Origin of the sequence: Clostridium sp. D5, from assembly GCF_000190355.1 — a bacterium.
Taxonomy (GTDB): Bacteria; Bacillota; Clostridia; order Lachnospirales; family Lachnospiraceae; genus Faecalicatena; species Faecalicatena fissicatena_A.
This window is the reverse complement of the sequence record NZ_GL870809.1, coordinates 1,356,075-1,370,282: the sequence shown is the minus strand read 5'-3', so window position 1 is coordinate 1,370,282 and position 14,208 is coordinate 1,356,075. Positions and strand designations below refer to the sequence as shown.

The 14,208-nt window shown below is 43.9% G+C and carries 7 protein-coding genes and 1 riboswitch; of the genes, 2 read left to right on the top strand and 5 right to left on the bottom strand.

Features of this window, described 5'->3' with window-relative positions:
- Positions 1–395: 395 nt before the first annotated feature.
- From HMPREF0240_RS05705 to HMPREF0240_RS24255, 4 genes are all read right to left on the bottom strand, one after another.
- Positions 396–3,263, bottom strand: coding sequence for an ATP-binding protein (locus HMPREF0240_RS05705; RefSeq protein WP_009002492.1), 2,868 nt, complete (start codon positions 3,261–3,263; stop codon positions 396–398).
- 14 nt (positions 3,264–3,277) lie between these two features.
- Positions 3,278–4,171: a hypothetical protein gene (locus HMPREF0240_RS05700; RefSeq protein WP_148486286.1), complete on the bottom strand. Its 894-nt coding sequence runs from the start codon at positions 4,169–4,171 to the stop codon at positions 3,278–3,280.
- Positions 4,172–4,444: 273 nt separating this feature from the next.
- Positions 4,445–5,416, bottom strand: coding sequence for an alpha/beta hydrolase (locus HMPREF0240_RS05695; RefSeq protein ID WP_009002490.1), 972 nt, complete (start codon positions 5,414–5,416; stop codon positions 4,445–4,447).
- A 170-nt stretch (positions 5,417–5,586) separates the two neighbouring features.
- Positions 5,587–9,768, bottom strand: coding sequence for an EAL domain-containing protein (locus HMPREF0240_RS24255; protein WP_050794482.1), 4,182 nt, complete (start codon positions 9,766–9,768; stop codon positions 5,587–5,589).
- A gap of 384 nt (positions 9,769–10,152) precedes the next feature.
- On the opposite strand from HMPREF0240_RS24255, the gene HMPREF0240_RS05685 reads away from it, so the two are divergent.
- Positions 10,153–10,455, top strand: a complete 303-nt coding sequence (locus HMPREF0240_RS05685; protein WP_009002488.1) for a hypothetical protein — start codon at positions 10,153–10,155, stop codon at positions 10,453–10,455.
- A 25-nt stretch (positions 10,456–10,480) separates the two neighbouring features.
- Here the strand turns inward: HMPREF0240_RS05685 and HMPREF0240_RS05680 are convergent, their stop codons facing one another.
- Positions 10,481–11,164: a membrane protein gene (locus HMPREF0240_RS05680; protein ID WP_009002487.1), complete on the bottom strand. Its 684-nt coding sequence runs from the start codon at positions 11,162–11,164 to the stop codon at positions 10,481–10,483.
- Positions 11,165–11,699: 535 nt separating this feature from the next.
- Positions 11,700–11,795, top strand: a riboswitch (purine riboswitch).
- Positions 11,796–12,073: 278 nt separating this feature from the next.
- Between HMPREF0240_RS05680 and HMPREF0240_RS05675 the strand changes: the two genes are divergently transcribed.
- Positions 12,074–13,447, top strand: coding sequence for an NCS2 family permease (locus HMPREF0240_RS05675; RefSeq protein ID WP_009002486.1), 1,374 nt, complete (start codon positions 12,074–12,076; stop codon positions 13,445–13,447).
- Positions 13,448–14,208 lie beyond the last annotated feature (761 nt).

The window sequence follows — 14,208 nt, the reverse complement described above, 5'->3', positions numbered from 1 at the left end:
AGGGTAAGGCACTAATCTTTCATTCCACAACCTCTTGATTTACAACTTCGGTTATACGTTTACCTTTCGGGCTTTGGTTTGATGTGCAACCTTACCCACCTCATCGCCTTATCAAGTTTCTGTTCGTAGGCTCGTGAACTTTGCTATGCGCTTCCTTCATCCACATCATTACTGATGCCAACTTGCGCTCCGCTACACTTGGCGGTAAATACCCGTGACTAGACTTTCACTAGCTAGATTAGTGCCATGCCTGGCACACACATAAAAGGCCATGTCCTTCAATCTTGAAGGACATGGCCTTTTGCCTAGAATACCGGCTCCGCTGCACTTTTCCTATACTTCCATATCGCCAGGAAGCATGCTTAGTTTAAATATACTTTCATCCTATCCAGAAACTAATCTTTAAAACTCTCCCCTTCATTTTCTTGCAAAAAAGTAATCCAGTCTGCTCCATCTTCCTTATCCCAAAGCTCCCTCAAGTCTTCCTGATAATACACTTGTTTTCTCTCGTGACTCATCGCCTCAATACTTCTTAAAGATAAATATAACTGCATATCATTATTCCAGAAATAATACCATTTACCTCTTTTATGTATTAACCCGGAATCCAATAGTGCCCGGAACATCTCATTTCCGTCTTCACAACCGCAAAGCATGTCCAATTCCCGCTCTGTAAAATAAAAAGCTGCATTTTCTGTCAGTTTTCTGGCTGCCGTCCAGAGCACGCTTCTTTGTTCCACAGTCCGTTCTTCAAGCATATAATCCAACAGGCCATTATAAAACACCTTTTTATCAGACGGCAGTTTCGATAGATGTTCCAGATATTCCATTACAATCATAAAATCATCTCCCGCAAATTTTCCATTGGTCAGATATCCTTTTCGATAATCTTTCCCAACCATGCGCTCCGCGGCCTTAATTTCTTTTGGCGATAGATACTTTGTCTCCGGCACCAGCCAGCTTTCCGCACGGGCAGTCACTTCTTCATAATTTTCCTGATCTATCTGGTATTCTGAAGGTTCGTCGTCTTTTGGATCTATGACTGCTCTTTTCGATTTCTTAGGCAGCGGAAGCTCTGCTGCCTCATATAACTCCTTTTCATATCCCTTTGTGTAGTCTATACCAAACGTTTCAAACAGATCGGGAACCAGCATAATTAAATCGTCTATTTTGGCATCACACTCAATGTCATCAAACAAATATTCTATATCCTGTAAAACCAATCCCGGCAGTCTTTGCCTGATCTCGTGCATATGATCTTCCATAAATGCATCATAACAATCTAGACAGCACGATTTTAAATACTTCATCCAGGCGATTTCAGTTGACCACCATATATTCTTATAATAAGCTTCCAGAAACTTTCTGCTGTCAACAGGATAGCCATTTTTACACATCCTCGGAACTAGATTTATGATGTTTTCCATATCTTCATGATCCGCTCTTCCTTCATACAAAGCCTTTATTAAAGCATCTGTATAGATGGTAAGATAATGGTATAGATCTGCATTATATGTTATTTCATATAAACGGTTCAACTGCCACACCTTATGGGCATCATAACTTTCCACATCGGCATCTACTGAATAATACTGATTCACATCCATTGAAAACACATATGAATATTTTAATTTTTTCCTTTCATTAATCATTCTGTCTATCAGATATGTCAGGCATTTTTCCGAAACCTGTATTTCAGAAGCAAGATAAAACAGCTGATTAAAGCAATTGCATTTCTCTGCAAGGATCATTTCATAAGCCTCTATATGTCGGTTCAAATATTCTTTCATAAAATCACTTATAGAGTAATTAAGAAAATCCAGAACAACCTCTGTTTCTTCAAAGACAGATTCCTTTATTTTTGTAAAGACGCCTTCCAACTCCCGAAGATAATTATCAAATTGTTCCTTTTCTATTTTTCCGCCGCAGGCATCTGCCACTCCCATAAATCCCTGTCTCAGTTCAGGATAAATCCGGATTTCCTCTTCTGATACGACAAGCAGCATACAGATTATTTTGGCCCCGTAAGAGAGCTGGCTGAATACGTTTTCATAATATTCTTTTGGTGATCTCACATACTTTTGTAATGCGTCCGCAAATGCTTGAGAACTCTCCTCATCGCCAGGCCGGACATGTTCCAGATAATATGCCACCGACCGGGGACTGTACGCATCACTGTGAAGTATACTTTCCCGGGCATTAAAAACTGCCTTTACATAACGGTACTCTAACTGGGATTCATCCAGATGCCGGTACAATATTTCTGCTTTCTGTGCCAGTGTATAAGAATTTAACCGCAGATTGATTTTTCTTATCTCACAAAAGTCCTCCAACTCCGGAAAACACAAAAAGCCCTGTTGAAGGACAAATTCTCTGGTCGTAAAGATCAGACGTATATTGGGATAAGAAGAAAGCACATGAAATAAATCCAGCATTTTTCTGTCTGCGTTTAATTCCAGCCTGCTTTCCGAAAAATGACTGTGTCCCCAAAAATCATCGAATACTATAACAGTCTTTTCTCCCGATTCTTCCCCCATGATCCGTTCAATTTCTTCCAGAGAATTCACAAAATAGAAAGCCTCATATTTTTCCGTACAGATATAGTAATCGGCGAGACAAAGCGCATGCGCTGTCTTTCCGATACCTGGATCTCCCGAAATAATAACTCGTTGATATGTCTCCAGAATATGGATGGCTTCCTGAAACGCATTTGTCTCAACAAAAGTTTTTCTCTCTTTTTCCATCAGTTTGAACTTCGGATTCGAACGCTTCTGTAATTCCCGGAGTGCAGAAAAGGACAGCATCTCTTCCAGATAGTTTCCGCTGTGAAGCCACAGTTCCCTATACTCTTTTTCAATGTGCGCGTACTCCGGCCTCTCCAGAAAACCATTCAGATCTACTCCGGTCACAATATCACCGGTATCTCGTATTTCCGGGATGATTTTCCTTATTTCTTCTTTCAGTTCGTCCCGAAGCGTTCTGGACGCAATTACCAGGATATACCTGTTACAGTTTTCGGGGCTGATCCTTTTCCGCTCCTGTCTCATCAGTCCCAGCAGCGCCTTGCCTTTGGCCTCTGTCATTTTTACCTGCAGAACAGTTCTGCCATTTTCCGAGACAAACAGGCCGTCGATTGCCCCGTCCCGGCCCGCTCCAAACCGCTGAAATGTGCAGCCTTCCCTGACACTGATCACAGCACAGGCGAACTGCTGGAAACGCATGGGTGAATCCGAAAACACATCGTAAAAATTATAATTTGGCATAGTGGTCTCCAATCTTAGCGCTCGGCATCTGCCATTCCTTTCAGGATATTTCTCAGCTCTGCAGGAGTCCCCCTCCTGTTCCGCAGATTTTCAAATACATCTTTTTCACTATGTGCTGCTCTCAGAATTTCCTTTCTTTTTTCTATATATCCATTACTAATATAATAATTGCTGGTCACGAAAGTCCGCCCATTCTCAAGGATAATCTGAAGAACATGCAAAACTTTTTCAAAGTTTCTCGATAATATCTTAAACGAATCTACATATAACACTTCAGTATATCCTGAAATCAGATTACCAAGCTCTTCCTTCAAATAGTCATCAAAATCCAGGCTATAACCATCACAAACCACTTTATTATATGTTTTGCAATCCAGTTTCTGGTCCTCATATTCAGAAACTGTTTCATTCGTTCCTGCAAATTGTAATGTTTCTGCCGTTAATAATGCCGTCTTTTTCAATATCTCCCATGCAAGTGGGTATTTTTTTATGGCTTCTCCATAAACATCTTTGAATTCCATACTCCGGGCTTCTTCCTGTAAAGATTCGAAGCTGTACTGCCTGAAATACGCAATCGCATCCGATGTCATCTGCCTTATTTTTTTATCTGACAGGGGATCCTCCATTTTAAATTGAGCACAATTAACACTTGCTGCGACCTCAAGCATACTATCTCTTATCGTTGCAACAACAAATTCTTTTACCTCGGCGGCTGCATAAGGTTCATAAAACAAAGCCTCTTCATCCGTAACAAACAAAATTGTCCGCCTGTATTCCTCGTCGTCCCATTTGGATAACAGTGAACACATTCTGTTCTTAATATCAGCCACAATCTGTTCTCGATACCGATATTTCATTTCTCTTAGCTGGTTTCCTAATAAATCATTTAAATATTCCTGAATTTCCATAGCCCACCCGCTTTCCAGTATGATGTGAATAGTTAACGCTTCATTTTCCAAAGTATATCTTTTTATTAACTATTTCTACAGGCTTCTGTTAGAAAAAACATATATGGTTGTCCTTTTCTTCGCTGCAGATCTGCCCGCAGGGCATGAGTTACGGTGTGCCCCTCGGTATAAATTGAACCTGCTAATTACTCATAGGATACGCTATTTGGGGCAATAAATCAACAGTTAACCGAACGTATACTCCGCTCTGATTTATTTCCCGGCATCTCCTTCTTACTTTTCCACACTTCTGAACAATTCTCTGACCGCGTCCGTATAGCCGTCCCGGTCTTTCAGAAAACTCATGCAGTGCGCAGCCCCGTCCACAAGCAGCAGTCTCTTGTCCGCCGTGCACGCCTCATAGTTGCGAAGCGTCATCTCATATGGCACAAATGTATCCGCTTTGCCGTGAATAAACAGAACCGGTACACTGCAGTGCTCCATTGCCTCTAACGCACTGTATTCTCTCAGATCATATCCGGCCCGTTTCCTGCAAAGCCAGTTCAGCTGACCCATGACCGGATGTTCCCGCAGCTTAAAATTGGTACGCCCGAAACGGTATACCATCTCATATGGAGAGGTAAATCCACAGTCGGCAATTATCCCATATACCTCCGCAGGCAGTTCTTCCCCTGCTGCCATCAGCACCGTCGCTGCCCCCATGGATACGCCATAGAGATAGACCGGCAGACGGTCCGTATTCCTTTTCGCCAGCCACCTTAACCAGATCCGGCAGTCTTTTCGTTCCAGCAGGCCAAATCCCATGTACTTTCCTTCACTTTCCCCCTGCGCTCTCTGTTCCACAAACAGAAGACTGCTGTTCTCCTCGTAAAGCCATTTCAGGCAGGCCCCGAAATCATGGCGCCAGGAACCGCGCCAGCCATGAAACATTATCACAACCCGCTCTGCCTTCTCTGCTCCCAGATAATATCCGTTCAGCCTCAGCCCGTCTTCGCTTTTTATCTGCACCTTTTCGCAGTGCATATTCTCAATCCAGCGGATTCCCTCACTGCGTTCCTTCAGCTCCTGCTCCTCTTTCACTTCCCATTCAGTCAAATGTCCCTGCTTTTTTCTTTTTTTACGCTTTTTTCTGAAAAAGATACAGGAACGCCCTGCTGCCATATTGAAAAACAGTTCTACTGCCACAAAGTCCAAAGCCCCCAGAATCCCTGCTGCCAGAAAAATTTTTCTGCCTGTATGTTTCATTTTACTTTCCGCCGCTCTTCACAATTTATTTCAGATATGTTAACAATTCATTCAAAAATGTATCACATTTTTTACACAAGTAAAAGTTATACTATAATTGTTCAAAAGAAAAGAACACTTTTTCATAAACTTTTTCCCCCTTGAGTCACACTTGCTGTGACTCTTTCCTTTTATTCAGGAGACTTTTTCGTATCAGCCAGCTCCAGGCGTATATCCTTCATAGAAGAATCATATTTCAGAAATGTACTCTTTCCATTCATTTTCGCAGTAAACAGAGCAATATCCGCTTTTCTATATAGCTCCTCAAATGTAGTTCCCTGATCAGGGACCATCGCATAGCCTGCAGATACTGAAAATTTGATCGCCTTTTCCCCTGTGCGGTAAGTGACCGCCATATCAGAAAGAATCCGTCTCATCTTCTCATTTACTGCCTCTTCTTTGATATCCCTGCATAAAACAAGAAACTCATCCCCGCCCATACGGCATATAATATCGATCTCCCGGAAAAAACTATTCAGCTTTTCAGCGCTCTCACGGATCATAGAATCCCCGTATGCATGCCCGAACACATCATTCGCCGTCTTGAAGTTATCCATATCGAACATAATCACTGCTGCACTGCACTGTGGGTGGTTCTTTAAATATCCCTCGATTTTAGACTTCGCTGTGCGGCGGTTATACAGCCCGGTCATTACATCTGTCTCTGCCATCTTTGCCAGGTGCAGTTCCTGCTTTTTCTGTGCATCGATATCTGTCACAAATATATAGGCATAAACCTCGTCATTCTCCTCTGACTGCGTATAATTCACAAGCATCCGCATCCAGCACGGAACCCCTCTGTACATCCTCTGATAATCAAGGTTCTCCATGACCTTACCGTCTCTGTATGCCTGATACATCCTGTTTTTGTCGGTAAAAGTCCGGAACAGCTCCTGGTAGGGAGGCAGAATCAGTTCACTGCAAAAGTACTCCGTTGCACCTTCCAGCAGCTGCTTCTGACTGCACCCTGTCTCTCCCATCCAGTTCACTATACTTCCACCGCTGCATGTACTGACGTCCTCCGACAGACAGACTTTAAAATCATACAATGACTGACTGCGGAATATCTCCAGTGTTTTCATATTCTCTCTGCTCTGGATACGTTCCTCTTTTTCTTTTGTAATATCATAATAATACCCAATGGCCACCACCGGACTGCCATTTTCATCATCTACAAGCTCACATGCCATACGGACCCAGCAAAGGCTCCTGTCTTTGAGGCACAAAGGAATCTCACTTCTGCTGCCCGCTCTTTTTCCACCGGTATACATATCTTCCAGATACCGCCTCAGCTTCTTTTCGTACTCATCAGGAATGATGCCCTTTCCCATAACTACTTCCGGAAAATTCTGTATCACCGCATGGTCGGAATCTGTCTTTATGAAATCATGGATAACCCTGCCGTTCTCCTGTATATTTCCCAGATTCAGGGTATGGTTCTTCATGTTCCATTCCCAGCTGCTGATCTTTGCCTGGCGCAGGATGCTCTTCATCTTCTGGCCAGACAGCCACAGATCATGTTCTTTCTCTTTTATAAAAGTCACATCTCCGAAAATGCAGAGAAGCACCTGGTAATCGTTTTCCTGACAGATGTATCTTACATTCAGGGCAAACCAGTGCATCTCTCCACTGGGCAGCGCGGCCTGGACAATGTTATGATACTCTTCTTTCTTTTCTACTGCTTCCAGCAGGGTACCGCTCAGCCGGACGGTGCCGTCCTCCAATACAGCCGCCCCGCAGGATGCCCCCAGCATATCTCCCAGATATTCTTCTACATGGTATCCCACATGCCTGGAAATACCATCTGCTGCCACTTCATAAGTCCAGGTGTCGTTATTTCCTTTCAGAAACAAAATGTTATCGTGCGTATGCCCCATAATGATCTTCATCATATTTCTAAGTTCCACCATCTCGGTCACATTCAGGACGACTCCCTGTATAAATATACTGCCACTGTACTCTGTATATCTGCTCTGGTCAATGACCCAGATATATCCCTTCTTTGCCCGCATCCTATATTCAATGTTGGATGCACAGCTGCTGTTCTCCAGATAGCAAACATCGGCTTCCACCTGTTCTCTGTCATCCGGATGTACCATATTCATAAACTTATTCCCAAATAAATTCCGGATCTCTTCTCTGGTGTATCCGAAAATCTCCAGAAAACGGTTGCTGATATATAAGAATTCATGCCCCGGTCCCGTGGAACAGCGGTGATATCCCCCCGGCATGTTATTATTGAGAAAATGAAGTTCCTGATTCTGCTCCCGTTTTCTCTGTTCCGTCACATCTGTCACCGCACCATAATAAAGCCTGCCATCTTCCTGCGCCTTCAGGAAAAAAGCATGCAGCTGTACCCAGATAACAGAACCATTGTCACAGATCCGCCTGATCTGCCCGCAGCCTCCGCTCAGCCTGTTATGATCTGCCCGTTTAAAAATCTCCAGAAATTCTTCCTGGTCGTCCTCATATACCCTATTCTGTATATAAATCCGCTGTTCTTCCAGATCAATCGGGTTGCTCCCGGTCACCTTGTAATAGTATTCATTTACCTTCAGCAATTCCACATTACTTCCGGATACTTTATAGAACCCGATCCCCCCCAGTATATTATGCATCATTGTCTCACTGAAAATATCCGCATTCATCAGATCCTTAATACTGAGATTTTTTATTTCTCTGGCTCTTATTCCCCTGTAATCGAAGTTTTCCTGCTTTTCCAGAAGATTCTCATATCTTTCGATGGGAAGGGGCTGGTAAAAATAGTATCCCTGCCCATACAGACATCCCATTTCCACAAGAAACCGGATCTGTTCTTCCGTTTCTACTCCCTCGGCTATGATCCGCAGTCCCATGAGTGCCGCCATCCTGATGATGGCTTCCAGGATACCCAGACCTTTATCCGCACTCTTTTCATTCATATCCAAAAACTTCACATCGATTTTAAGCACATCGACATTAATATCTTTCAACATGTTCAGTGACGAATAACCACTTCCGAAATCATCCATCAAAACCGTAAACCCCGCATTCCTGAGCTGTTCCGCAACGGCTGTAATCTTCTGGTATTCTTCTGCATATGCACTCTCAGTTATCTCAATCTCCAGAAGATACCGCGGAATAGAGTACTTGCGCACCAAATTTATAAAATATTCAACAACATCCAGTGTATAAATATCCACACGGGAAACGTTCACAGAAACCGGAAGAAGTGTCTTCCCTTCATCCAGCCACTTTCTCAGATACGTACAGACCTTATTCCAGATATACATATCCAGCTTGGCAATAAATCCACTGCGTTCCAGCAGCGGAATAAATTCCCCCGGTGTCACCATCCCCCGCTGCGGATGCAGCCATCTGACCAGTGATTCCGCTCCTACGATACGTCCTGTGGCCATATTGCATTTCGGCTGAACATAAAAAGTGAATTCCCCACTCTCCAGGCCCTTCTGCACTTCCGAAAGCATCACATGATTCTCTTCCATTTCCTGCATCATAAGTGCGTCATACCGGCACATCCTGTCTGCATAATTCCCTTTCACAAATGACATGGCAATGACTGCCCTGTCATACATCATACTTACCGGTACCAGGAGGTCCGTGAACTCGTACACGCCAAAGGCCGGCAGAAAGCCGGCGTTTCCTTTGTACTGTCTGATATACCCCAGAATACGGTTCTTCAAATGTTCCAGCTGTGCATAGTCCCCCGGCAGCAGGATACAGAAATCATCTTCCCCCATATAGCCTGCTACACCGCCTGATTCTTTCCGTATCTCATTAAGATACTTTGCGATGTTTAAAAGAAATGCATCGCCGGCTTTTTTACCGTACCACTCATTAAACAGCTTAAAATGTTCAACATCTACAGCCACGAGACAAAAGCATGCCGCCGGTGTATCCTTCAGGTAATCTTCCGCCGCCTGAAAAAATCTGTCTTTTTTATAGAGTCCGGTCAGCGAATTAATTCCCTCTGCGACTCTGTATGGTTTTTCAGTTTCCTGTATTTTATGCTCCGGAATATTTCTGGAAATAATAATGCTGCATGTTCCCTGCCCCGGCCATTCTATCCTACCGGCACTCAGTTCCACCCAGCACTTTAGTTTTACATTATACATCTCCGTCACGGCGGCGTTGCCCTTTGCAAGGGGACAATCCCGGCATGGAGAATTCCCTCCACAGATAGCCCTGTAACAGAAATCACCCGTCTGAATATCCGGGAATATGTTCTGAAGCACTTCGTTGAAATAAATAAGATGATATGTCTCATCGACCAAATAAGCCGAACTGTCAGCACTGCTCTTCATAACGTCCATATCTGCCCTCCCGAGGCTGAATAATTGATAACCTAAAGGCATGTGATGCAGGGTACCCTTTGGATATACTATTATATTACTTTTTTTATCTACCCGTCAATGAAGGCCGGGTGTAATGCTGTTTATATGTTATACACCCGTCAGTTCACTGATGTATGTTTCTTGTATATCTGCCTGTAGTTAATGTTTACAGGCAGGCCTGTAACCAGATGCTGTCTGAAGCCATTGCAGATATTGCAGGATGTTCCTGCAATATGCTATAATCATCTTCAGAACGGATAACCCGTTCTTCCAAAATAAGAAAGGTATACCCAAGGGCAGACCGTAATTCATGCCCTGCGGGCGTGTCTGCAGCCAGGCTGCAGAATAAGGTATGAGACGATTATGATAGATAAAAAACTAATCCCGGTTGGGGGGCTGAAAAGAGAGCCCTTTTCCGGAGGCCATGGCGGAATGCGCTATTTTTTCAAAGCAGATGAAAGCAAAGAGTCCTTTACAGTAACCGTTTATCCAGAACCATGGTCTTTCGAAAAAACTCCTGATGAAAATAAAGAACATGAATCTTTTCCCATGTCAGACGAGGGGATGGATACGGCAATAGAGTGGCTGTACAGCATGTATGATAAGAAAAAAGAGCTGTGGCAGGAATCCGCCAAAAACAGCATGCACATCGTACATAAAAGGTAGGTCCTGTAAGCTGCTGCTCCCCGGCTTAGCGCCCAGATTCAATTGCTGCCACCATTTTTTTTGTCTTAGGCAGCCAGAACTGGACCAGCGGTCCTGTAAGGCAGACCGCCACTATTGTACCGATCCCCAGCGTCCCGCCAAGAAAGAATCCCAACACAACAAAGAACAGGTCACATCCGACCCTTACCCACCTGAATTCTATCTTTTCCAGTTTATCTGAAAGTATGATAGCCACCAGGTCATTGGGTCCGGTTCCTGCATTGCTGTTGATGACGATCGACATCCCCGCGGACAGAATCACGCATCCTGCCAGCATACTGACAATCCTTATAAGCATTGTCGCATCTCCGTTAATATATCCCTGGAACATCCATGTAAACAAATCAATGATCGGGCCGCCGCAGAATGCACATACTACGGTTCCCGGTTTTATGTATCCCTTTGTTGTCAGCAGCATGATGATCATTAAAATACACAGAATAATGACATGCACCGTACCAACGGTCAGATGCACAGTTCTGGAAAGTCCCTGTATAAAAACAGTGAACGTATCTGTTCCCAGTTCGGACAGCAGAAAGAGCGTTACTCCCAGATGCGCCACAATCAGCCCTCCCAACAGGACCGCCAACGCTTTGACCCAGTCTTTTGCCCCTCTTTCTGACGTATCAGACGCAAATTTTTCTTTCTTTATCTCCTTGTTATTCCCCACGTTTCAATCCTCCAGACTTTTCTGTACATATAAAAATATTATATCCTGCCCGCAAATAATATTCAAATAAAATTGCACTTATTTCCACTCTTTCCAATTCTTCAATCACCTGCGCTATCCTGCATAAAATGGCGGTTTTAAAAATTTCCCATTTTTATTCATCATACTTTTTATGAATATCTTATATTTAATTAATAAATTTTTCCAATTATCGTCACAATGCATTCACAATTACCTGATATTCTATAATCATGAAAAACAGAAGACAATGGCTGCACTAGCAGTGTTGCATCTGCGGCCATTGGACTTCGCCTAATAAGACAAATTCAAAAATTACAGATAGATTTTCCCTTTTCTCAGAGCTGCTGCAAGTGAGTACACTGCAACAGCTCTTTCCTTTTATTCTCAATCAGCAGACGCCTTTCTTTTGTGCATAATACACAAAAAGAAATAAGTCTTTTAATTTCCCGTTGCTTTTTCACACAATATAGTGTAAGGTAAATACATCGAATCTAATATTTTTTTAGATAAACTAAATATTTTTTAGGACGAAATTTATATATGCTCATAATTGGTTGAGCGTTTCTACCAGCTACCGTAATAGCTGTCTATAAATTTCCCTTTTATACCAAAGAGGGAAAGACATGACAAGCTAAGGACGGGAGCTTTTTTATTTTCATTTCCGGTATCTTCCATGCTTTGTCTTATTGTTAACTTTCCCTCAAAGGTATATCATAGTTGAGTTGGCAGTCCCGCTGAAAATATTGAAAAAGGAGGTGCACAGAATTCATATACTGTTTTTTTAAACAGAAGCCTCAGCGGACGAACCACTGCCTGTCATATCAATTCATTAAATTATACTAGCTCGCAGGGGTATATTCCCCGAGGAGTGGAGGTAGGAGGGCAATCATGAACTTAGACAAAATATTTCATTTAAAAGAAAATCACACGGATGTTAAAACCGAGATACTTGCAGGTATTACAACTTTTATGACCATGGCGTATATTCTGGCCGTTAACCCCAACATTCTTTCTGAATCGGGAATGGACAGAGGGGCGGTGTTTACCGCCACCGCGCTTGCAGCATTTATCGCAACCTGCCTGATGGCACTTCTCTCAAACTATCCGTTTGTACTTGCACCCGGCATGGGGCTGAATGCGTACTTTACATACACGGTAGTCATGGGAATGGGCTTTACCTGGCAGATGGCATTAAGCGCTGTGTTTGTGGAAGGTATCATCTTTATTCTGCTGTCACTGACAAATGTACGCGAAGCGATATTCAATGCAATACCGATGAACCTGAAGCACGCCGTTTCCGTTGGTATCGGCCTGTTTATCGCCTTTATCGGACTGCAGAATGCCAAAATTGTAGTAGATTCCTCTACACTGGTCGGCGTATTTTCGTTTAAAAATTCACTCAAGACCGGAACCTTCAGTACAGAAGGAATCACCGTACTGCTCGCTTTAATCGGGCTGCTGATCACATCAATCCTGCTGATTAAAAAGGTGAAGGGAAATATCCTCTGGGGGATTCTGATCACCTGGCTGCTCGGTATCGTCTGTCAGCTGGTGGGTCTCTACAAGCCGACCCCGGATGCCGGCTGGTACAGCCTGCTTCCAGACTTTTCCGCAGGATTTTCAATTCCAAGCCTTGCACCGACATTCATGCATATGGACTTTTCCAGGATATTCTCACTGGATTTCGTAATCATCATGTTTGCATTCTTATTCGTAGACATGTTTGACACACTTGGAACACTGATCGGAGTCGCTTCCAAGGCCGACATGCTGGACAAAAACGGAAAGCTTCCTAAAATCAAGGGTGCTCTCCTCGCAGACGCCGTTGGTACATCCGTAGGTGCAGCTCTCGGAACATCAACAACCACAACATTCGTAGAAAGTGCATCCGGCGTATCCGAAGGCGGACGTACAGGACTCACCAGTCTCACAGCCGCACTGCTGTTCGGTCTGTCACTGTTCCTGTCCCCGATCTTCCTGGCAATCCCGTCATTTGCCACGGCACCCGCACTGATCATCGTCGGCTTCCTTATGCTGACCTCAATCGTCAAGATTGACTTTGAAGACTACACCGAAACACTCCCGGCATTCATCTGTATCATCGCAATGCCGTTCATGTACAGCATTTCCGAAGGTATCTCCTTTGGAGTTATCTCTTACGTGGTAATCAACCTCGTAACAGGAAAGGCAAAAGAAAAGAAAATCAGCATCCTAATGTATATACTGGCAATCCTCTTTGTGATTAAGTATGTTTTACTTTGATTGGACTGGGGGACGCTGAGGGAGAGGGGAGTCCGGGGCTTGCGGGAGAGTGTATGCGGCTGCAGAGCCGACCCGTTTGCTAAGAATCCGTAACAGATAAAATCAGGGAAATAGAGGCACTAGCCGCAATCGGCGTAAAATCCTAATGATTTTACACCGATGGCGGCTACTGGATTTGATTTTGAAAATCAAATCCAGACCTCTATTTCCCTGATTTTTTCTGTAACGGATTCTAAAGCGCTCTCTTAGGCCTCTGCAGCCGCATACACTCTCCCGCAAGCCCCGGACTCCCCTCTCCCTCAGCTGGTGCATCCAATTTGAAAGGTAAAACAGGCTCCCCGGTGGGCACTTTACGGGAGCAGCAGATGGATGATGGCTATTCGGACAGCGCTGACTCCAAAAGTTGCAAGTGCTGGGCAGCGTACTTTTATGACTGAACGGATGATGACCAAACATTAATTACTACAATGCTTCTTAATACTTTTATAGAGAGAAAGAAAATCACGACAATAAACATTACAAACCACAGCCAAAAAGTATCCCGTCCCCCAACACAATCCGCCTCCACCGTTTGAACCCGCTCCCACTTAACAGCCTATCCGCCTGGATGCACGCAGCCAGCCTGTGATGGTGTATGGGGCGCCGGAGGGGATGTCTGCCGGTGCTTTTGGATGCCTCTAGTGTGCCGTGTTTTCGTTGGGATAAAATTGAAAAATCTGATGGACAGACTTTGCTTTACCAAGCAAAGTCTGAGGCGACTA